The sequence below is a fragment of the Rhodosalinus sp. K401 genome, assembly GCF_041365735.1.
GTDB lineage: Bacteria > Pseudomonadota > Alphaproteobacteria > Rhodobacterales > Rhodobacteraceae > Rhodosalinus.
The window spans coordinates 1-20,395 of sequence record NZ_JBGFSI010000025.1; the positions used below are offsets into that span (position 1 = coordinate 1).

At 60.3% G+C, this 20,395-nt stretch carries 18 protein-coding genes and 2 pseudogenes; 3 read left to right on the forward strand and 17 right to left on the reverse strand.

Translation table 11 applies throughout. From position 1 onward, the window contains the following. Positions 1 to 190: 190 nt before the first annotated feature. Both AB6A66_RS16685 and AB6A66_RS16690 read right to left on the reverse strand, forming a co-directional pair. Positions 191 to 1,429 (reverse strand): alpha/beta fold hydrolase, encoded by a 1,239-nt coding sequence (locus tag AB6A66_RS16685; protein WP_371056769.1) that lies wholly within the window; start codon positions 1,427 to 1,429, stop codon positions 191 to 193. A 2-nt stretch (positions 1,430 to 1,431) separates the two neighbouring features. After that, positions 1,432 to 1,839: a carboxymuconolactone decarboxylase family protein gene (locus tag AB6A66_RS16690; RefSeq protein WP_371056770.1), complete on the reverse strand. Its 408-nt coding sequence runs from the start codon at positions 1,837 to 1,839 to the stop codon at positions 1,432 to 1,434. A gap of 130 nt (positions 1,840 to 1,969) precedes the next feature. On the opposite strand from AB6A66_RS16690, the gene AB6A66_RS16695 reads away from it, so the two are divergent. Beyond that, complete coding sequence (locus tag AB6A66_RS16695) at positions 1,970 to 2,629, forward strand: GntR family transcriptional regulator (RefSeq protein ID WP_371038663.1); 660 nt, start codon at positions 1,970 to 1,972, stop codon at positions 2,627 to 2,629. A 5-nt stretch (positions 2,630 to 2,634) separates the two neighbouring features. On the opposite strand, the gene AB6A66_RS16700 is transcribed toward AB6A66_RS16695, so the two are convergent. The 3 genes from AB6A66_RS16700 to dctP all read right to left on the reverse strand — a co-directional run bounded on the left by AB6A66_RS16700 (position 2,635) and on the right by dctP (position 5,535). Further along, on the reverse strand, positions 2,635 to 3,942 hold the full coding sequence (locus tag AB6A66_RS16700) for a TRAP transporter large permease (protein ID WP_371056771.1): 1,308 nt from the start codon (positions 3,940 to 3,942) through the stop codon (positions 2,635 to 2,637). Further along, complete coding sequence (locus AB6A66_RS16705) at positions 3,942 to 4,421, reverse strand: TRAP transporter small permease (protein ID WP_371056772.1); 480 nt, start codon at positions 4,419 to 4,421, stop codon at positions 3,942 to 3,944. Before AB6A66_RS16705 ends, AB6A66_RS16700 begins: the two co-directional genes overlap by 1 nt. A 76-nt stretch (positions 4,422 to 4,497) precedes the next feature. After that, positions 4,498 to 5,535: a TRAP transporter substrate-binding protein DctP gene (gene dctP, locus AB6A66_RS16710; protein ID WP_371056773.1), complete on the reverse strand. Its 1,038-nt coding sequence runs from the start codon at positions 5,533 to 5,535 to the stop codon at positions 4,498 to 4,500. Between the two features lie 174 nt (positions 5,536 to 5,709). On the opposite strand from dctP, the gene AB6A66_RS16715 reads away from it, so the two are divergent. Together AB6A66_RS16715 and AB6A66_RS16720 are read left to right on the forward strand one after the other, a co-directional pair. Continuing rightward, entirely contained in the window at positions 5,710 to 6,588 is an 879-nt protein-coding gene (locus tag AB6A66_RS16715; protein ID WP_371056774.1) for an NAD(P)-dependent oxidoreductase, read from the forward strand. A gap of 121 nt (positions 6,589 to 6,709) precedes the next feature. Beyond that, positions 6,710 to 7,525, forward strand: a complete 816-nt coding sequence (locus AB6A66_RS16720; protein ID WP_371056776.1) for an N-acyl homoserine lactonase family protein — start codon at positions 6,710 to 6,712, stop codon at positions 7,523 to 7,525. A gap of 543 nt (positions 7,526 to 8,068) precedes the next feature. On the opposite strand, the gene AB6A66_RS16725 is transcribed toward AB6A66_RS16720, so the two are convergent. The 12 genes and pseudogenes from AB6A66_RS16725 to AB6A66_RS16780 form a co-directional block, all read right to left on the reverse strand. Beyond that, positions 8,069 to 8,584 carry a DUF2165 family protein gene (locus tag AB6A66_RS16725; protein WP_371056777.1) on the reverse strand — a complete coding sequence of 172 codons (516 nt, stop codon included), beginning with the start codon at positions 8,582 to 8,584 and terminating at the stop codon, positions 8,069 to 8,071. Positions 8,585 to 9,034: 450 nt separating this feature from the next. Next, positions 9,035 to 9,253 (reverse strand): annotated as a pseudogene (locus tag AB6A66_RS16730) (transposase); the annotation flags it as partial. 13 nt (positions 9,254 to 9,266) lie between these two features. Continuing rightward, positions 9,267 to 10,020: pseudogene (locus AB6A66_RS16735) on the reverse strand (IS5 family transposase). 121 nt (positions 10,021 to 10,141) lie between these two features. Continuing rightward, positions 10,142 to 11,923 (reverse strand): metallophosphoesterase, encoded by a 1,782-nt coding sequence (locus AB6A66_RS16740; RefSeq protein ID WP_371056778.1) that lies wholly within the window; start codon positions 11,921 to 11,923, stop codon positions 10,142 to 10,144. Next, positions 11,920 to 12,903 carry a YhdH/YhfP family quinone oxidoreductase gene (locus AB6A66_RS16745; RefSeq protein ID WP_371056779.1) on the reverse strand — a complete coding sequence of 328 codons (984 nt, stop codon included), beginning with the start codon at positions 12,901 to 12,903 and terminating at the stop codon, positions 11,920 to 11,922. Before AB6A66_RS16745 ends, AB6A66_RS16740 begins: the two co-directional genes overlap by 4 nt. After that, entirely contained in the window at positions 12,900 to 14,402 is a 1,503-nt protein-coding gene (locus AB6A66_RS16750) for a tripartite tricarboxylate transporter permease (protein ID WP_371056780.1), read from the reverse strand. The genes AB6A66_RS16745 and AB6A66_RS16750 overlap by 4 nt, the downstream gene beginning before the upstream one ends. Then, positions 14,402 to 14,887 carry a tripartite tricarboxylate transporter TctB family protein gene (locus AB6A66_RS16755; protein ID WP_371056781.1) on the reverse strand — a complete coding sequence of 162 codons (486 nt, stop codon included), beginning with the start codon at positions 14,885 to 14,887 and terminating at the stop codon, positions 14,402 to 14,404. The genes AB6A66_RS16750 and AB6A66_RS16755 overlap by 1 nt, the downstream gene beginning before the upstream one ends. A gap of 14 nt (positions 14,888 to 14,901) precedes the next feature. Then, the gene (locus AB6A66_RS16760) at positions 14,902 to 15,834 is read right to left on the reverse strand and encodes a tripartite tricarboxylate transporter substrate binding protein (RefSeq protein ID WP_371056782.1); all 933 of its coding nucleotides are present in this window, start codon (positions 15,832 to 15,834) and stop codon (positions 14,902 to 14,904) included. Between the two features lie 54 nt (positions 15,835 to 15,888). Further along, on the reverse strand, positions 15,889 to 18,015 hold the full coding sequence (locus AB6A66_RS16765; protein WP_371056783.1) for an acetate--CoA ligase family protein: 2,127 nt from the start codon (positions 18,013 to 18,015) through the stop codon (positions 15,889 to 15,891). Then, positions 18,012 to 19,169 (reverse strand): acyl-CoA dehydrogenase family protein, encoded by a 1,158-nt coding sequence (locus AB6A66_RS16770; protein ID WP_371056784.1) that lies wholly within the window; start codon positions 19,167 to 19,169, stop codon positions 18,012 to 18,014. The genes AB6A66_RS16765 and AB6A66_RS16770 overlap by 4 nt, the downstream gene beginning before the upstream one ends. 31 nt (positions 19,170 to 19,200) lie before the next feature. Further along, a complete protein-coding gene (locus AB6A66_RS16775; protein ID WP_371056785.1) occupies positions 19,201 to 19,584 on the reverse strand; it encodes an IclR family transcriptional regulator in 384 nt (127 codons plus the stop codon). Then, positions 19,481 to 20,167: a helix-turn-helix domain-containing protein gene (locus AB6A66_RS16780; protein WP_371056786.1), complete on the reverse strand. Its 687-nt coding sequence runs from the start codon at positions 20,165 to 20,167 to the stop codon at positions 19,481 to 19,483. The genes AB6A66_RS16775 and AB6A66_RS16780 overlap by 104 nt, the downstream gene beginning before the upstream one ends. Between the last annotated feature and the right edge of the window lie 228 nt (positions 20,168 to 20,395).

Sequence of the window (20,395 nt, forward strand, 5' to 3'; positions counted from 1 at the left end):
GGCGATTTCATCGACCGGGGGAATGCCGTGACAGCGGGAACAGGATGTACAGCATGATCGCAAGGCGGATGATCTCCGGGCTCATCTTGAACCGCTTGCCGCAATCCGCTCGGTCATCCACCGACGCTACCGAGCCCCCTACCCCACCTCAAGGCGAGTTCCTCCGGCACGACCATTGGTGAAGGACCCGCTATTTGGTGACGCGCTGATTGGTGACGTGCTCAATGCCTCGCATCAAGTGAGGGCGAAACAGTGCCGGATGCTCGGTCGCCGGAAAATGTCCTAACCGATCCATAACAATATGAAGCGCTCCCGGGATCGTTGACGCCAGCTTTGCGCCGTCCTCTGGCGTCGCGGAGAAATCATAGACGCCGGAAAGGAGAGCCACCGGCGTGGAAGATGCGTCGATCAGTGGCCCTATTTCAGCTCCATCAAATTCTTCACTGTAGAACGCAAGATCTCCATAATAAACACCAGGAGCCCCCTGCGTATAAATCCAGCTGGCAACACGACGATGATCGATCGGGCTCGAAGGGCTCATTAGGCCCCTGGTAAAAGCACTGTTATGAAGCCCTGCATGAACGCACACGTGATTTTGAAAAGGGTTTTGGCGACCCTTTGATTGGAAGGGAGGTTCCAGCGCCACGACACCGTACGTCATATTCGGTCGTTGCGCAGCCATAGTTAAAGCAATCGCCGCACCCATGGAGCCACCGACGTAAATAGCAGGTTCCCCAATAACGGTCTCAACGAAATCCGTCAGCCAAGCAAGATAAACGACACTGGTCAGGCAGTATGGTTCGCCATCCCAATCGCGAGGGGGCATCGACCGTCCATGGTAAGGCATATCGGGCGCAAACAGACGAAATCGAGACGCGAGCTCGCAGTCAGCCATCTGTTCTAGATATTGTCGACCATCAGCACCTGCGGTGTGCAGAAACACCAGTGGCACCCCGCTTTCACCGGCTGTCTCGTAGTAAACGCGGCAATGACCACCTTGTGTGTCCAAGTCGACATACTTACCGGAAACTTGGGAAAGATCGGACTCGAATGCGGAGGCTTCGGTTGCCATGACTGGGGCTATACACTCGATCAAACGATCCAGCGCCGCGCGCGCTTGCGCAATCTTCAGCGGTTCGCCGGCAACCTCGAACGCTGGATTTGCGAGTTGAAGCGCTGTAAAGCTGTTATGCAAAGGAGGCTGCGGAGCTGTAACAACAGCTGACCAACCTGCCCTCGTTCCAGCGATGACGATATCAGGGGCGACTTCATCAAAAACTCGCACGTCACCACCTGAAAGTTGAATTGAAATGGAAGCATCCTCCACCTCCAATCGGACCGCGACCTCAAGCCCAGGACTGTTGTGGCGCAATTCCGAATCTCCCGATGCAGCTTCGATGCGAGCTCGCAAATCAGAGACAAGGGTCATGGTCAGCCCTCGAACTCTTCCATCACTTCCTGAGCAGTGCGAAAGCTGTCGATACCGGCTGGAACGCCGCAGTAAATGGTGATTTGCATGAAAATCTCGCGTAGCTCATCCTTCGTCACCCCGTTACGCAATGCGCCGCGAACATGTAGCTTCAGCTCGTCTCTCCGTCCGAGAGCGGCGATCATTCCAAGGTTCAGAATGGATCGCGATCGGCGATCCAGGCCGGGCCTGTTCCAGATCGTATCCCAACAGTATTCGGTCACCAGCTCCTGCATGGGAAAGCTGTAGTCTGTCGCGGCGTTGATCGACTTGTCGACATAAGCATCGCCGAGCACTTCGCGCCGTGTTCGCAAACCACGCTCAAAACTCTCGGAGACGTTTGAAAGATCAGCTTTGCTTTGACTGGCCATATGACTCTCCCTTCCAGACGGAGCGTGGCAGCATGCCACGCAAAAAGATTCGTAGACAATCTTACAACTGTAGTACACTCAGCATGCGACGCGCCGGCAAAGGCCGGCAGGCGTTATTATGGAGACGAATATGCAACTCCAGATACAGAAGAGCCGCGCGACACTTCGCGGTCTCGTGGAAGAGAAGCTGCGTGAAGCGATATCTGCGGGCCTGTTCAAGCCCGGCCAGCGACTTGTCGAACGGGAACTGTGCGAGACGCTTGGGGTGGGGCGCACATCGGTACGCGAAGCGCTGCGGCAGCTTGAAGCAGAAGGCTTGATCGAAACGGTCCCCCACAAGGGTCCATCGGTCGCGCGAGTTTCGCCCGAGGACGCTGTGCAACTGTATGCGCTGCGCGGCTTGCTCGAAGCGTATGCCGGAGGTCAGTGCGCGCGCTTCGTCGACGAAGATTTCGCCGATCGCCTCGACGCCACGGTGAATGCTTTCATCGCCGCGTGCGATACCGGTTCCCGACAGGCGATGGTCGAAACGAAAACTGCGTTTTACGAACAGCTGATGACAGGTTGCGGAAATAAGTATGTGACGAAGTTCCTGACAAGCCTTCACAATCAGATCAGTGCGCTGCGGTTCACCTCGATGAGCCAACCCGAGCGCCTGCCCCAAAGCATTGCTGAAATCCGGGCCATTGCCACTGCTATTAGGGCAGGCGATGTCGCGGCCGCCGAAGAGGCCTGTCGACGACATATCGAGAATGCGTCCAAGGTTGCCTTGGCGCAAATGCGTGACTGAAGCGATCATCCCATGTTGTCCGGCAAAAAAGTCGCGATCACTGGAAACGAAAAAATCAGAGCCAAGCATACGACTTCGGCAACGATGAAGGGCAGAATGCCTACAAAGACGTCCTTCGTTTGAACTTGGCCGTCGGAAGCGCTGACAACAGCGAACAGATTCATGCCAACTGGTGGAGATATGACTGCGATTTCGACCAGCTTAACTACAATCACGCCAAACCAGATGGGGTCGATTCCCATAGCCTCCGCCACCGGAAACAGAAATGGTAGCGTCATGACCATGATCGAGATTGGATCGACGAACATGCCCAGCACCAAGTAAAGCGCAACGAGCATCGCCAAGAACATCGCTGGGGTGACGGCATTGGCTTCTAGGAAATCGTTCACGTCGCCAATGAAGCCAGATGTCAGAAGGAAGCGCGCGAAAAGTGTACCGCCAATAATGATAAAAAACAGGGACGCCGTGAGGCTGAGTGTCGACTCGACACTGCTTGAGAACTCACGCGCAGATAGGCGACGTCTCAGGAGGGCTATGACAAGTGCGCCGACGACGCCTACAGCTCCGGCTGCGGATGGAGGCATGAAGCCAGTGTAGATGCCCCCGAGGACGATTCCGATCAGAAGGATTACCGGCCATATAGCAGCGAAGGCACGCAGCTTCTCGCGGATCGGCAAGGCCTCTTCCCGATTCGGCGCCCAGTGGGGCTTCCAGCGTAGCATAATGGCGATTGATGTCATAAACAGGATCGCCGTCAAGATACCGGGCAGGATGCCTGCCACAAGCAAACGCCCAATACTTTCACCCGTCAGAATCCCATATATGATGAAGCTGAGAGACGGCGGAATGAGAGCCGCCAAGGTGCCGACCCCGGCAATACAACCCGCGGCAAAAGCCTTGTTGTAATTGCGCGCCATCATCTCCGGCATCGCAATTCTCGTGAACATGGCCGAGTTCACTATAGTGGAGCCAGAAATCGCGGCAAATAGTGTCGAGCCGACGACGGTCGCATGGTAGAGGCTACCCCGAAACCGTGCGAGAGAGACCTGGGCAAAGTAATAAAGTTCTCGGACGACGCCGGACGATGACATTATTGCGCCCATCAGGATGAACATGGGTACAACAACGAACGTGTAGGACGACACTGTCGCGAACGGAACGAGCTGAGCCTGGATTAGTGCAAACGGCAGACCACGCGACACCCACATTCCTGCAAAGGCCACCAGGAACAACGCGATCGCCACCGGAACGCGGAGCGCAACAAGGGCCATGACGGAGAGAATGGCCAGAGCGCCAAGCGACAACGGCTCCATCAGAGCGCGTCCCGGCCGAGGATTTGCATAAGGGCAATCAGCGCCGATCCGATCGCACCTACGAGAACCGCCGTCTTGAACGGCCATACGGCGAAGGGGATGATTCCCTGCGCACTTTCGGAAAGCTGATAGCTTTTGGTGACCAGGTCGACGGCCTGCCATCCGATGACCCCGAAAACGGCCAGTGCGGCAACAAGACCAATATAGCCGAACAGCCGCTGAAGCGCCTCAGGCAACAGGTTCGCGACAATATCAACATCGACATGGCTGCGCCGATACTGGGCCAAGGGCAGAGCCAAAAAGAAGGCTGCGGCCAAACCTTTCGATGCCAACTCGAGCGCGCCGGGTACCCCTGTGTCGAAAAACTGGTAACCGATGACGTCAGCAAACCCCAATGCGGCAATTCCGACGATCAGAACGCCTGACATGATCGCACAGGCGAAAACGAAGGTACGAGTGACGCTGTCAAGGACACTCATGGGGAGGACCCCTTCAGGCTTTGCGACAAGGCGCCCTGCGCCATCCGGGGGCACAGGGCAAGAAGAAGAGACGCCGTTAGGACTGGCTATCTTCGCCCATCATCTGACGCACGTCGTTTGCTGTCCCGGCAGCCTCTTCGGCAAGATCGGGGAACCTCTCCGAGATTTGCTCGACCCAGAGGGTCAGCATGTCGGGCACAGCTGCATAGGCGGCGTCCTTTTCTTCAAATTCGATGACCTCGACGCCATTTGCACGCATCACCTCGAGCGCGGCTGCTTCGACCTCTTGCGTCATGGGAAGCGACATCGCCTTGGCTTCAGCGGCAACCTCCATAAACAACGCCCGGGTTTCGGGCGACCACGAATTCCAGTTGTCTTGGCTGGTAAAGAGCGTCACCGCATTGATTGCGCCGAGATCCAGGTCGGACATGTATTTCGCGACCTCGTGCAGCTTGAACGGCACGGTCAGTGAACGTGTCCAGTACACGCAGTCGACAACGCCCCGCTGAAGGGACTCATACATCTCCGGCATCCCGAGATTGACCGGGATCGCCCCGAGCGCCTCGAGCATCTGCGGGATGAAGGCGCCATAGCTGCGCACCTTTTTGCCTCTCAGATCGTCCATGGTTCGCACTGGCTCAGTGCACAGCAGAGTGTATTGCGGCAGATGGCGCAGAACGAGCGGCTTAAGGTTGAGCCGATCGAACTCGGCCTGGATGGTCTCGTTCTCGGCGTAGAGCGTCTCGGTGATGTCGAGCACACTATCGGCCTCGAATGTTGCCGGGACTGCATTCGTGAGCCCTGCAAACGGAAGCTCCCCGAAATGGTAGCCGGTTACGATACCCCCGAGCCCGATCGCACTGGCACCGACGAGAGGAATGATCTCGTTCGGACCACCTAAGGCGTTCGAGAAATTCAGATCCACTTCGATGCGCCCGTCCGACCGTTCGGCCAGCTCTGCGGCAACGAACCGATCAATGTCTGACAGGTAGACGCCCTCCGGGAAAGGGGACCCGAGTTGCAGGAACAGGCGATCGATCTCGGCACTCGCCGTGGTAGACACGGCTGTCAAAGCAAGAGATGCGCCGAAGATGCGCGAGGCAAGTTTTGTCATGTTGCTCCTCCCTACGAGAATCACCGCGAGCGTTGGTCGCACGCGTTGATGCAGTCAGAGCCTACTTTAGCCGCTTGCCAGAAATCAACGGATGATCAGACAATCTGAAAAACTCCTTGCGTGAGAGGAGGTGGATGTCGATATTGACGTGGCCGGTACGTTGGGGAGGCTTGTTTGCCAGAGACACATCGCATCGCGGTCCTGGGTCTTGGTCGCATGGGGCTGCCGCTGGCAACCAACCTTGTCTCGAGCGGCTTTTGCGTCGTCGGCCATGATACTCGCCCTTCAGCACGGTCTAGGTTCGGCGCGATAGCGGACGTAACCGACACGCCGGTTGCAGCCGTACAGCGCGCAGACGTCGTCATAACGATGCTTCCCGATGGTCGAGTTGTCCGGGAGGTCCTCACTGGCGTGCAAGATGCAATAAGCCCCGGCACAATCGTGATCGACATGAGCTCGTCAGCTCCGCTGGTTACTCGAGAACTGGGAGACATCCTCGCACACAAGAAGATTGCTCTGATCGACGCACCCGTCTCAGGTGGCGTATCGAGGGCTGAGGCCGGAACCCTTGCCATCATGGCCGGGGGCCCAAGCGACAAGATCGAGCAAGTTCGCCCGATTCTCGAAGCGATGGGCTCGCAAATCTTCCTCACCGGAGGCTTGGGCAGCGGTCACGCCGTCAAGGCACTGAACAACTACGTATCGGCTGCAGGTCTTCAAGCGGCATGTGAAGCGACTTTGATCGCACAAGAATTCGGGATCGATGGCCAAGTATTCATTGACGTCCTGAACGCGTCAACGGGCCGAAACAACTCCACCGAGGTCAAGATGAAACCGTTTGTCCTCTCGAGGGATTTCGGGTCAGGCTTCGCATTGGGACTAATGTCGAAGGACATTCGAACAGCGAATGATTTAGCTAAGGCTCTTGCAGCGACACAACCGGGTCTTTCAGCGACCGCAGACTTGTGGACCCGTGCGGCAGGGGCGATGCCCAACGGGGATCACACCGAAATCTACCGTTTTCTCTCTCAGGGCTCTGAAGACCAAGGGTGACCCCCAACCGCGACGGCGTATGTGCTTTGACTGGATCCAAATTGAAGTGCCATAACGTGAACACCGCGGCTTTCAGCGCAATGCGTAACTGCGCGTGGGAAAATAGAAACAGGAGGCTCGCTTGAGCGATGATACGTGGGAAGTTTATGCGTTGCGTTATGCAACACTGCCCGGGTTCACGCGCTCCGATAGCTTCCTGTTCAATGACGATCATGCCTGCCTCAATGGTATGGACTATTTCGTCTGGCTTTTACGCAGCCCTAGCCGAGCGATTGTCGTAGATACAGGGTTCGGCGCTCTGGAGGCCGAGAAACGGGGCCGGAAGCTGCTGCACGATCCTGTCACTCTTCTGGAGCAATTGGATATCTTATCCGGCTCGGTAGATTCGGTGATCATCACACACCTGCATTACGACCATGCCGGTTCTCTCGAGCGGTTTCCCAATGCCTCCTTTCACCTCCAAGCGGCCGAAATCGCATATGCGACCGGGCCCTGCATGTGCCATCCCATCTTGCAAAAACCATTCACGGTCGAACATGTCGTCGAGATGGTCCGCTGCATCTATTCCGGGCGAGTCGTATTTCACAACCGCTCTGCAGAGATCGCACCAGGCGTTTTGGTTCATCGTATCGGAGGTCACTCGCGCGGGCTGCAGTCCGTCCAGGTGAAGACCGGTGCAGGGTGGGTGTGTCTTGCTTCTGACGCGACGCATTTCTATGAGAACTTCCTCACAGAAAACCCGTTTCCCATCGTAGTGGACGTGCAGGATGCTCTTGACGGCTTCAAGACCATTCGCGCGCTGGCCTCCAGCGCGGAGCACACAATTCCTGGTCACGACCCAAAGGTCTGCTTGCTCTTTCCCGAAGTTCTCCCAGACATTTACCGGCTGGACACGCAACCTTTAAAACGTCTCGATCGGCAAGGACAAATCATATGACGTCGCATCTGCTGTGTATCGAGAACGGCTCAAGAGAAGTCTGGAGTTTAGTCGGGCTGGCATCGTATGCACCACCGGCATCGTACACACCATGGATCTACGAATTTAGATATTGGAAATGAAAGGCGCGATCTGAGCAAGCATCCGGCGCGGGTCAAAGTCAGGTGCTTGGCGAATTTTCAATTATTTCGATTTTCAAGAGGGTTTTTCGAAGCTTATGCCTATTTAATTCACGACATAGGTCTAATTTATTGCGGTAGCAATATGGGAAAGCCGCCTCCTCACTGATATGCCACCTGATTTTTGACTTCACTGTCGCCGTTCTACTCAGTGGTGCAATGCGAGAACGACTTGAAACTTGCGTTCATGCAGTGGTGGAAGAGTCATTCTAACCAGCCTGCGCCAGGACAGTGACGCGGGCAAGTTACAGGCTCCCCGACAACGCGTCATGGACCGCAGTCGAAGGGGGCAACGTTATCTTAGATACAAAACGCCGATCAGCCGGCTCGGGCGCGACAAGGACAAGCTGTCGAGGCTTCGCAGCTAGCGCCCGTCCGGGGGCTCGGGCAGCAGCAGAACCACGAGGGCAAGCATCGAGGGCAGCGCATAGATCATTCCGCCGAGCTGTCCATCGATCGAGGACTCTGACTGCCAAGACAGAAACCAATCGCCCGCGATCACCATGAACCCGATGCCCCACACTAGGATCGCGAGGAGACAACCGTAGATCCCTGCGGTCTTTGCTGCGTCGAAGGTCTCGCCGGACCCTCCTCGGGCGCCGATCAGCCGGATGATCCCGATCGTCGAGAACAGTCCTGCCAGGGCTTCAGCCGCGGTGATGGCGACAAGCGCGACTGTGGCCGCCCACGGGGCCGTGACGGCTCTCCAGGTCTGTGCCGGATTTCCGTAGGTATCGCTCATCTCCAGCATGGGACGAACCGCAAAGTCGCGCGTGCCCGAGAAGCCGCTTACGTTGTTGAGAAGCCCAAGCCATCCCCACAGGGCTGGAAAAAGCAGCAGAACAATCGGGGATAGTCGCCGCGCGGCTCTGTACGACATAGCGATGCGTCTCCTTGGCCAGTTCCGTTTTCGCCGTCTCCCAAAGGTCAGCACCTTTAAGGGACTATGCCCCGTCGCTTCAGACTATCCCGAAGATATAAGCGCAAATTTCCCGAGAGGAATCTCATTGGGCGGAGCCGAAGTCCAATGCGTAATCATCCACCGATCATGCGTATCGCGCATCAGCGAGGCGTTATTTCACAATGCGACTGCCGGCGGTTGGATCTCTGAAGTCAGTAGGCCGATATTTCCCAAGTAACTTTGTATTGTGAGAATCTTGACCGTTCTCGTGGGCATTTTCAACTCTGAAGGCGATGTCGGCTACAAGATCATCGATTTTGAGGGTTCCACAAGCGCGGTTTCCAAGCTTTTCTCGGGCTTTGGCCTATTTGGGCAGCGCCAAGGCGCAACTATCGAGCCGCTTTTGTCTCGGTTTTGTTGTGCTTGCCGTCATGCGGGCCTCGGCGGTGGCTTGAGCGCGCGGATGGCGGCAAGGATTTGGCCTAAGACGCTGCCCGATACAACGACCTCTGCCAGCTGGAAAGTGATCTTGCGCGCATGTCGCACAACCCGTGCACCGATCTCGATGAGACGGCTTTGGATGCTCGTGAGCGACCAGTCGGCAATTTCTTCTGGCAATTCGGCACGACCAAGAAAGCTGCCAAGGTTTTAGGCTCAGGACTCATAGCCAGTAGATGACCATAGCGGCGAGAGCGATGGCCGAGAGGAAGACCTTCGGGCACCGGTCGTAGCGCGTGGCCACCCGCCGCCAGTCCTTGAGCCTGCCGAACATGATCTCGATCCGGTTTCGGCGTTTGTAGCGGCGCTTGTCATATTTGACCGGCTTGTTGCGCTGTTTCCGACCAGGGATGCAGGCGCGTATCCCCTTGTCTTTCAGCGCTTCCCGGAACCAGTCAGCGTCATCGCCGCGATCCCCGAGCAGCCAGTCGACGTCGGGCAGGCTGTCGCAAAGCGCCCGCGCACCGATGTAGTCGCTGACCTGTCCCGCCGTCACGAACAGGTTCAGCGGGCGTCCCTGGCTGTCGCAAATGGCGTGCAGCTTGGTGTTCATGCCGCCCTTGGTGCGTCCGATCAGGCGACCACGCCCCCCTTCTTGACGCCCAGACTGGACGCGGTGCGGTGGGCCTTCAGGTAGGTGGCGTCGATCATGGCCCTGGTCTCCTCGGCCTCGCAGCCAGGCCCGCCATAATCCGCACGAACACACCCTTCTCGCTCCAACGCTTCCAGAGGATGTAGAGCGCCTTGTGCGGGCCGTACGGCTTCGGTGCATTTCACCAACGCAACCCATCGCGATTGATGAAAACAGCGCCTGACAGCACGCGTCGATCATCGACGCGAGCCTTGCCGTGGGACTACGAGAAAGCGGGCTCGGGACATGCCATCTGAGCTTCTGTCAGCTTAAAGACGTTGCTCATGTCACCGCTCACTTTTCGAACGGTCACGCGGAACATTAGCGTGTGATCAATGAATCCCGACCTGAGTGCTTGCTTCCATTCCTGTGAGAGAGTCACACCATTAAACCGTGGAGCCGAATACCTAGTCGAGCACCGCTCTCGAACCGGAAATCCGGTGGCTGGAAAGATAGATGGCGGCAGGTCTTGGATTAAATTGAACGTCATAAAGTCCGTGGCGCGGGAAATACCCTCTGTCATGATCGTCAAACGTATCCAGCATCACCGATACGGCCACTGGATAGTCTTGCGCCGCGCGCAAAGCCGAGAGAATACGAGCGCATTGGTATGCATCGTTGTTGGCCGGTTGGGCGGGGTTAGAAGAGGTCATCGTAACGTAAAGCACTATCCGCCGCAGGTCCGTCGCCGGCAGCGCGGCCAGCGCTTGTTGCGGGGCCATATCTGGGCCGACCCGGATCACCACGCCATCGGCGTGTTTCGCGGCGCCGGCAAGCAGATCGGTATCGGTCGGGAAGAAGCCGTGACCGATGCCGTGTGAGAACTTCGTTGCCTCCGTCGCGATGTCAGCGGAGGACCATAGGCGCGATGCGAGAAGCTCGATGCAACCCTCTGGCTTGGCAGCCCTCCAGTCGCAAAGCATCCGTTCCATTTCATCTTGCCGGGCGATCACCTCCAAGCCAGACAGACCTGCCACGTCCCCCAACAACTGGGCGATCCCTCGGTGGGGGCCGTCGATAGTGAAGGCCTGAAAGCGATGGCCCATGCGCGCCAGGTCGTGCATCCGGGCCCTTGTCGTCGAATCCTGAAGGTCATCGATGGGCACGCGGAGGTCGCGAATTCCGGCCTCCTGCAGAGCGGTCACAAGATAATCGTTGCGGACGTATTTGCGCCGGAACTCGTCCACCACGCCGGAATAGGGGATGGCTATTGGCTGCGCCCAGCCGTGACGCATGTCGACTCCCAGTTCGCGCTCCGAAAGCTCGTCATCATAGGCGGAGTGGGGGCCGGGGTTGAACGCGGCGTCCTCCTCAGCCACGGCGCAGCCACCGGACCGACGCAACCGGATACGGTACCCCTCCGGCATCACGTCGAGCAGGTAATACCCCAGCTTCTGCGCGTCGTTGCGGCCGTGTTCCTGACCTGGCCCCGGCGGCGCACGGAACATGTAGCTGTAATCGAGCCTCAGGGCGGAGACAGAGGGAACGACATTTTGCAGCGGCGCGCCCGGTGCATCCGATAGCGGCGTATGAAAAATCGTGTGAACATGCGCGGCGAAAACTGCCTCGACGCCATGGGCGACCAGCAGACGGCGCAGCCGGTCGCGGACGGGCCAAGCGAGGTTATCATAGTGCTCCGGTTCATCCGCATGCGTCAGGAACAGCGGGTAATGCGTCAGGAAAAAAACCCGGCGATCCCCGGCCTCCTTCAGCCGCGCCTTCAGCCATGACCATTGCGCCTCATCCTCCGGCAAGCCCGAGCCGAGGATAGGACTGCAATGCAGGATGAAGCGGCACGAACCGTGGTCGACGACACGCCACGGCGTCCCGAACGTTTCGTGGCAGATGGCGAAAGATTCCGCCGTCACTGGATGCGCGGGCATCCAGTCACCGGGCTTGTCGCCGATATCGTGGTTGCCGGGCAAGCAATGCAGCGGCGCATGGAGCCCGGCGAAGATCGCCCGGAACCTCGCCGCCGCATTGGCATAGCTCTCCTGCGCAGGCAACGGGTGCACCATGTCGCCGAGGTGAAAGACCATCTCGGGCCGGTCCGCGTTCAGCGCGGCGACCGCCCATCGGGCGCGGTCATTGGCCAGCGCATTTGACCGCCAGGGTGAACCACTCTGGCCATCCACTGGGTTGATATGCGTGTCGGCGATAAGCGCGACGGTAAACAGTGGCGTCCTCATGTCGGCGCGTCGTTCCCGAAACCCACGATGGTACGCCCGGTGGTCTGTCCGTCAAGCATCCGCGCCATCACGTCGGGCACGTCTCTCAAGGCGACGATATCGGCCCAGTCGGCAAGCCTGTCGGGCTTGAGGTCGTTGGCGAGCCTCGCCCAGATTCGGCGCCGCGTGTTCATATCGCTGTCGGCATTGATTCCGGTAAGGGTGACGCCGCGTAGGATGAAGGGCAACACTGTCGTGGTCAGTTCGACCCCGGCGGCATTACCTAAGCTAGCAATGGCCCCGTCGCGGTCCGTCCCAGCCAGCATCTTCGCCAGAACCGGGCCGCCCGCCGCGTCGATCCCGCCGCACCAGCGGGCCGGGCCGAAGGTTTTGTCCCCAAGATCGCCGGGCGTGATGACCTCCGCCGCGCCCAGGCCGGTCAGGAACGGGACCGCGTCCGCCTTGGAAGAGATCGCCAGCACTTGGAACCCTAGGCCCGCGAGCATCGCCACCGCGAAAGCCCCAACGCCCCCGGAGGCCCCGCTGACCGCCACCGGAAGGTCACCGGGGGCAAGGCCAAGGGCCTCCAACCGGTCTACGGCAAGCGCCGCGGAATAGCCCGCCACGCCAAGCGTCGCCGCCTCCTGCGCGGTCAGGCCACCCGGAATTGCCATGACCCAATCCGCAGGAACGCGCAAACGCTCAGCCAGCCCTCCATCGTGGCTGACCCCGATGCCACGGCCATGCACTATTACGCTATCCCCTGGAGCGAAGCGCGCATCCTCGCTGGTCAAGACCGTGCCTACTGCTTCGATCCCGCCGTTACAGGGAAAGCGGCGGATGATTGGTGCCCCGCCCAGCCCCGCCAGCGCATCCTTGTAATTGATGCCGGCAAAGCGGGTGGCAATTGATACCTCGCCCGGGTCGAGATCGCTCTCAGCCATGTCGACGACGACGCCGCGGCCAACCTTGCCGTCCTTCTCGATTCGATAGGCTTTCATGCTGGTCCCTCCTTGTGCTTAGCGATCCGCGCCTCGCGCAGGTGGCGCCACACTGACCAGCCCAGGAACAGCGCGCTTGCGATGAACAGGCTGAGAGCGATGGGTTGCTGAAAGAAATTCAGGAAATTCCCCCGCGACAGGACAAGGCCCTGTCGCAGGCTCTGTTCGATCATCGGACCGAGCACGAAGCCGATCACCACAGGCGCAAGCGGGAACCGCAGCAACCGCATGCCGAACCCCGCAAGCCCCGCTACCAGCATTACGAGAAGGTCGAAGCCGGTATAGTTGACCGAGAACGTCCCGATCGCCAACAGCACGAGGATAAGCGATAGGAGTACTGGTTCAGGCGCACGGATCGCGCGCGCAAAGATCGGGCCCATTACCGCGCCCAAGCCGAGAAGCGCGAGATTCACGATGAAGAGAGCCGCGAAGATGAAGATCATTAGATCGGCATTCTCGACGAACAGCCGCGGGCCTGGGGTGATACCCTGTATAATCAGTGCGCCTAGCATGACGGCAGTGATAGGGTCGCCGGGAATCCCAAGCGACAAGGTCGGAACGAGGGCGCCGCCGGTGACGGCGTTGTTGGCACTCTCGGACGCAATGATACCATCGGGCTCCCCCTTGCCAAAGTTATCGCGGTTGGGCGAAGAGCGCCGCGCCTCGGCATAACTGACCATAGAGGAGGCGGTTGCGCCGACGCCGGGCAGCGTGCCGATCCAGGTGCCGATTAAAGCGGATTTGGCGAACACGCGCCAGCGACCGGCCACATCGGCCAGCCGCGGGAAACGAAATCCGGTATGGGCCACTGGCCGGGCGGCCGGCGCCGCGTTCTCCGCCACGCGCCAGAACACCTCCGAGAGGGCGAAAAGTCCCACAAGGAACGGCACCAAGGCGATACCGGCCATCAGGTTGAAGCTGCTAAAATGTAGCCGCACGTCGCCCGTCAGCGGGTCCTGCCCTATCGTCGCTACTAGAAGGCCGAGCAGGCAGGCGAGGATACCCTTGAGAAGATCGCCGCGTGACACGCTGACGACGCACGTCAGGGCGAAAAGACCGAGCGCGAAATACTCTATCGGACCGAAGCGTAGACCGATCCGCGCCAAAAGTGGCGCCGCGAGGATGAGAACCACGGTCGAGATCAGCCCGCCAGTTACCGATGCGATGGTGGCCCAGCCGAGAGCAAGATCCCCTTTACCCTGCTGCATCATCGGGTAGCCGTCGAACACCGTCGCGGCCGCCTGCGGGGTGCCAGGCGTATTGATCAAAATCGCCGACAGGGAACCGCCATAAACCGACCCGGCGTAGAGTCCGAGCAGAAGCGCGATGGACGGCTCGGGGCTCATCACGAAGGTGAGCGGCAGGGCCAGCGTGATCGCCAGCACCGAGCCGAGCCCCGGCATCGCGCCAACGAGGATACCCGCGGCCGTACCGCCGATCAGGATAGCGAGGTTGACCGGGGCCACGAGCGCCCAAAAGGCGGACAGAAGCGCCTCCATCAGCCAGCCCCTCCCCACATGCGGAGCAGTTCCTCCATGCCGATGCCGGGCGGCCGGATCGAGAAGATCTCCGCGAAGGCGTACCAGAGGCCCACCACGGCCACGAGTGTGACCGCAGCTATAACCGTCGGTTTGCGGTAGCCCAGCACGAGGATGGAAAGAGGCAGGAATAAGAGGGTGGCGGGGATGAACCCGACCGGCGCGAAGGCCCCAAAGTAGCAGCTCGCCAGCACCAGAATGGCAAACACCCGTCCCCACGCGACGCGAGGCACCTCGCTGCGGTCCTGCGCTCCGCAAAACAAGCCACGGAGCGCAAGCGCCGCGCCACCCATCGCGAAGAGCAGCAGCAGGAAGCGCGGAAAGGTCATCGGGTTTCGTGCCAGCTCGACACCCGAGAACTGCCCAGGCAGGACCTGGGTGAACAGCAGCGCGGAGATGCCGAGAACGGCACCTCCACCCACTAGGCTCTCGAGATCTTTTTGCACGAAAAACCTTTCGCTCAGTTCAGGACGCGGTCGAGGATCGCGCCGTTCGTCTCCGAGCCTTGCCGGACCTGCTCGCGGACGGCCTCGCTATCGAGATAGCGAGGGAAGGATCCGAGATTGGCCAGAGTCTCGCCAAACTCCGAGCTCTGGGCGGTCTGCTCACAGGCATCCGTCAACATGGCGAGCACGTCTTCGGGCAGGCCCGCTGGTGCGAATAGACCGCCCCACCAGCTCGCGGTCGTTTCAAAGCCTTCCTCGACAGATGTCGGCAGGTCCGGCGCGGCCGCGACCCGCTCCTCCGCGAAGATCGCGACGGCATCGAGTTCGTAGCGTGGGACGTTGGAGAAGATCGCCATGTACATGTCAATGTGCCCGCCCATCAGCGCGGTGACGCCGGGACCGTCACCTTGGAAGGGAACATGCTCGATTTGCACGCCGGTCTCGTCGAGGAAGACCTCCATAGCGAGATGTGGCAGGGACCCGGGACCCGGCGAACCGTAGGTCAACTCGCCCGGATTCTCGCGCGCATAGTCGATCACCTCGGACAGCGACGAGAACTGCGAGCCCGGCGCGAGCGCCAGAGCCTGGGGGCTGTGAAAGAGCGCGCAGATATAATCGAAATCGTCGGTGGTGTAGGGTGTCTCGCGCATGTGCGGCTGGTTGATTAGGGGCGCGGCCGGGATCACGCCGATCGTGTAGCCGTCGGGCCGTGCGCGGGAGATCTGGGCGGTGCCGACAGTGCCGGCACCGCCGCCCACGTTGGTTACCGCAATGTCGGTACCGAGGATGCCGGTCATGACCTGCGCCGCCGCGCGCGCCATCGTGTCGGTCGAGCCCCCCGCGGGGAATGGCACAATCGCGGTGATTGCCCGCTCCGGGTATTCGGCGATTGCCGCTCCAGCGGACAGCGTCAAGGCCAGCCCCATCGTCGAAATCGTTCTAAGCATGTTCTTCCTCCCTTGGATGATGCTTTAGTTGCCTGTGATTTCCGTACTGCTCCGTCAGGTGTCTTCTTCTTGTTCGTTCGTGGTAACGCGCACGACGCAATCGCCCGCGATCACGCCCCGCTCCATGACGAAAAGCGGGTTGATCTCGAATTCCTGAATGATGCCGGATGGCTCTGCGATCCTGCGCGACACGCCGGCGATGGCGCGGGCGAGCGCCTGCGTGTCAAGCGGTGCGCGTCCCCGAGCACCCGAGAGTATGCGCGAAATGCGGGTCTCCGAGATCATTGCGGCGGCCTCGGCCTCGTTGATCGGGGCAAGGCGCAACGACACGTCTTCGAATATCTCAGCGAAGATGCCGCCCGCACCGAACATCACGACGGGCCCGAACGCGGGGTCGTTGCGCGCTCCCAGGATCACCTCGATGCCGCCGACTACCATCTTCTGGATAAGGACGCCCTCACCTTGTAGCGGCGGGGATAGCGCGTCGGGGATAGCGTTGATTTTTTCGAAGGCTTTGGCGACTGTGTCGCCGTCGCGCAGGCCCACGCACACCCCGCCGAGGTCCGACTTGTGGTCAAGCTTACTCGACAACAGCTTGACCACGACGGGAAAGCCGATCCCTTCTGCCGCAGCGCGGGCATCTGCGGCGGTGAACACCACGGTCTCGACCGGGATCCGGATACCAGTACCGTCGAGATAGGCCTTCGCATCCACCTCGTTCAGCAAGTGTGCAGGAGCCTGGTGCGGCATTGACCTTACCGGGATCGTGGTTGCCGCGCCGCGCGCCGTCCAAATTGCCGCAAGGCCACGGATTGCCCTTGCTGGCGTGGCATAGACCGGCACGCCCAGGGTCTCGAGCCGCTCGTAGGCCTTGCTATTTTGACTTCGAGGAGCGTTCCAAGAGATGACGATGGGAAGGCGAGTCTCGGCGTGAACGGCCTCGACCGCCTCTGCGATGGCCAGCCCCGCCTTCCCCGAAGCGCCTGCAAAAGTCAGGGCCAGCATGTCGACCGCCGGGTCCCGCGCCACGACGGTCAGAACCATGGAAAGTGCGCTCGGGTTCATCACCGCGTTCGCGGTGACATCCAACGGGTTCGCAAAGCTTGCAAATTTTGGAAGCAGATCATGCAGCGCGATGACCGTATCGTCTGAGAACACGCCAAGCTCCAGCCCTAGCGCCTCGATCCTGTCGGCCATCGCAACGCCCGCACCGCCCGAAACCGTCACGACGCCCACACGCGGACCCGTGGCCCTGCGCCCTGTATCGAGTCCGCGGAGGGCATCGGCCATCTCGCCGATATCGTCCACATCGACGATCCCGAACTGCCTGAAGGCGGTTCGATAAAGCTTGTCGTCGCCCGCGAGGCTTGCGGTATGCGAAACGGCCGCCTGCGCGCCCATGCAAGAACGGCCGACCTTCCACAGGACCAGGGGCTTGCCCACCTCCCGGGCCTTCGCAGCCACCGCCCCCAGTCTCCGTGCGTCCCGCAGCCCCTCGATATACCCGGCGACTACGCTCGTGCCTGAATCGTCGAGCATCGCGTCGATCATCTCAAGCGCCGTCGTATTGGCCTCGTTGCCGGTCGATACGTAGCGACGTACCCCCACTTTCTCGGTCGAGAGCCCCATCAGAAGAGAGTTGCCGAACGCCCCAGACTGGGACACGACTCCGGCCCGCCCCCTGACGTAATCGAGCTTGTAGGGTGGGCCGAAGCCGATATGGACTCCATCCGCCACGTTCATCAGGCCTTGGCAATTCGGGCCGATCAGTCGAACGCCACCGTCTTCGGCCGCGCGGGTCAGCGCATCCTGCAGTGCGCGACCCTCCTCGCCCGCCTCGGCGAAACCGGAGGCATAGATGACCGCGAAACGCGCGCCGATCCGGCCCGCCTCGATCACGACCGGGGCCGCAAAGGCGGCGGGCACAGCGACGGCTACCACGTCGACTGGCTCCACGATGTCGGAAAGCGTGGCATGGCAGGGCAAGCCGAAAACCGCGTCGCGCTTTGGGTTCACAGGAAAGATACGGCCCTCGAATCCGCGGTCGATTAGGTTCTCCACCACGTCGGAGCCCACCGAACCGGGAGACTCCGAGGCTCCCACGATCGCCACCGATCTTGGACGGAACAGTCGGTCGAGATCGAGGTCTCGGTCCTTCAGGGCGCCCGTCTCGCCCCTCATAACGCCCGCGCCTTGCGGGTCTGGCGGGTGATGTTGAGCTGATGTATCTGGCTCGTGCCCTCGTAAAGACGGAAAAGCCGGACATCACGGTAGTAGCGTTCGATCGGGCTGTGATCGGCGACATAGCCGGCACCGCCGAAGACTTGGACCGCGCGGTCGGCCACCCGGCCGCACATCTCCGAGGCGAAATACTTGCAGATGGAGGCCTGCAGCGTGATGTCCTCGCCGCGGTCGCGGGCACGGGCGGTTTCCAGCACTAGGGCGCGGGCGGCTTGGATCTCAGTCTGGCAATCGGCGAGCAGGGCCGCTACCAGCTGAAACTCTACGATCGGCTGGCCGAACTGCTTGCGGGTTTCGGCATGCGCGAAGGCCAAGTCGAACATCCGGATCGCGGGGCCAGTACAAAGTGCGGCAAGATGAATGCGCTGCTTGTTCAGCACTCGCATCGCGGTTCGGAATCCTTCGCCCTCGCGCCCGCCGATGAGGTTTGCCGCCGGAACGCGCGCTTCCTCAAACACGATCTCGCCTACCGGGGAACCGGCCTGACCCATCATTCGGTAGGGTGGCGAGGTTCGCAGGCCGGGCGTGTCGCGCTCCACTATAAAGGCCGAAAGGCCCCGTGCCCCGGGAATGTCCGGATCAGTGCGTGCGATCACCGTGAAGAGGTCGGCGATGGGTGCGTTCGTGATGTAGCATTTCATGCCGTTCAGGACGTAGCTGTCCCCATCTTTTCGGGCCATTGTGGAAGCGGCGGTGGCCTCCGAGCCGGCCTCCGGCTCCGTTAGCGCGAAACAGCCTGTTGACCTGCCGCTTGCCAGATCCGGCAGCCAGCGGCGCTTCTGCTCCTCCGTGCCGTCGGCGACCAGCGCCTCAGATCCGATGCCCGTATTCGTTCCGACCCGGGCGCGAAAGGCAACGGCACATTGCGACAGTTCGAGTGCCAGTATCACCAGTTCCTCAGTTGTCAGGCCTGCCCCGCCATACTCTTCCGGGATCGACCAGCCGAAATATCCGCGATCGGCCATGTCCGAAACGATGTCGCCCGGCACCTCGTTAAGGTCAGCCACTCGGTCCTCGTTGGGATGCGCCACGTCGCGCACCCAAGCCCGCACTGTTGCCACGAGGTCCGCCAGTCTGTCGGCATCCCTGATCATCGTCTCTCCTTCCATCCGGCGGGCCGGCGCGTCACGACGCGGTCGGCTCAAACAGCGCATCCGCACGTGCCTTGAGCGCTTCTCCCATCTCCCGCAGATCCTCCGGCGATTTCCTGAACTTCGGCATCATGACGCTGATGACCCCCATGCCGCGACCGTCTGGCCCCGGCACCGCCACAGCGACAGAGGTCGCGCCTTCGACGCGTTCGCTATCGGAAGTCGCGTAACCACACGCTCGTATCTCCCGCAACTCATCCTTCAACGCGGCTTTGTCGAGCCGGAAGCTGGTCAGTTGTACCGGCTCCAGCGTGTCAAGGAACGCTGAGACCTCTACAGCTGGCATACTCGCAAGGTACGCCTTGCCGGCGGCCCCGAGATAGGCGGGCTGCCGCGCCCCAGTCTCGAGCACNNNCATAGCGAATGGGCTGGGGACTCGGCAAAACCTCGACCACCACCTGTTCCCAGCCATGGGCCACGAACCAACTGACCGTTTCTCCGTAGGTCCGGGCAAGGTCTTCCATTATCGGCCGAATAAAACGGACAAGAACGTTGTCGTTAATTAACGGGCGAAAGAAGCGCATCATACCCGTAGAAAGCCGCCATTTGCCCGTTTCGGGGCTGTAGTCAGTGACCGATGCATTGGCGAGCTTGACGAGCGCACGCTCAAGCTGCGGCACGTCCACCCTCAGCGCCTCAGCAAGGCTCGCGGAACTCAGGCTGCCCTCGGGAGATGCCGCAATCAAGTCGAGGATCTCCACACCACGCGATAGCCCGATCTCGCCCCCGCCACCAGTTACAGCCGAGTAACGCTTACCTTCGCCGCGCACGACATGACCGCTGGCTTCGAGCGTCTTGAGGAATCTGAATGCGTTCGACGTGCTCATACCAGCGCGCTCCGCAACCTCCGACAAACTCATTGGCGCCGCTGCGTCCATCACGATGTGAAGGAGGCCAAACGCCCGATCGACGGTCTTGAGGGTATACTGCTGATCTGGCATATTTTCACATAACAAAAATTTCCTCTATAAGGAACACTAGGCGTTGGCGCCGAGTCAAGCGTGGGGTTGTGAACCGGCTTTCTAGACTGGTCTTGAACACTGGAACCGGTCTGCTCTGACCGCGAGCCTTCGGGCGCACTTTGGACGCGAGAGGCGCGCTCGAATGCCAAAGAAATAATTAACCGACGAGCAAACCGCATGCGCGCTGGGGCATGGCGCCGGCCGGCG

Bases quoted from the DNA above. Each gene is read 5' to 3' on its own strand.
- AB6A66_RS16770 (WP_371056784.1), bottom strand. From the start codon at position 19,169: ATGATCAGGGATGCCGACAGACTGGCGGACCTCGTGGCAACAGTGCGG.
- AB6A66_RS16740 (WP_371056778.1), bottom strand. From the start codon at position 11,923: ATGAGGACGCCACTGTTTACCGTCGCGCTTATCGCCGACACGCATATC.
- AB6A66_RS16705 (WP_371056772.1), bottom strand. From the start codon at position 4,421: ATGAGTGTCCTTGACAGCGTCACTCGTACCTTCGTTTTCGCCTGTGCG.
- AB6A66_RS16695 (WP_371038663.1), top strand. From the start codon at position 1,970: ATGCAACTCCAGATACAGAAGAGCCGCGCGACACTTCGCGGTCTCGTG.
- AB6A66_RS16765 (WP_371056783.1), bottom strand. From the start codon at position 18,015: ATGAGGGGCGAGACGGGCGCCCTGAAGGACCGAGACCTCGATCTCGAC.
- AB6A66_RS16690 (WP_371056770.1), bottom strand. From the start codon at position 1,839: ATGGCCAGTCAAAGCAAAGCTGATCTTTCAAACGTCTCCGAGAGTTTT.
- dctP (WP_371056773.1), bottom strand. From the start codon at position 5,535: ATGACAAAACTTGCCTCGCGCATCTTCGGCGCATCTCTTGCTTTGACA.
- AB6A66_RS16700 (WP_371056771.1), bottom strand. From the start codon at position 3,942: ATGGAGCCGTTGTCGCTTGGCGCTCTGGCCATTCTCTCCGTCATGGCC.
- AB6A66_RS16745 (WP_371056779.1), bottom strand. From the start codon at position 12,903: ATGAAAGCCTATCGAATCGAGAAGGACGGCAAGGTTGGCCGCGGCGTC.
- AB6A66_RS16760 (WP_371056782.1), bottom strand. From the start codon at position 15,834: ATGCTTAGAACGATTTCGACGATGGGGCTGGCCTTGACGCTGTCCGCT.
- AB6A66_RS16725 (WP_371056777.1), bottom strand. From the start codon at position 8,584: ATGTCGTACAGAGCCGCGCGGCGACTATCCCCGATTGTTCTGCTGCTT.
- AB6A66_RS16750 (WP_371056780.1), bottom strand. From the start codon at position 14,402: ATGGAGGCGCTTCTGTCCGCCTTTTGGGCGCTCGTGGCCCCGGTCAAC.
- AB6A66_RS16685 (WP_371056769.1), bottom strand. From the start codon at position 1,429: ATGACCCTTGTCTCTGATTTGCGAGCTCGCATCGAAGCTGCATCGGGA.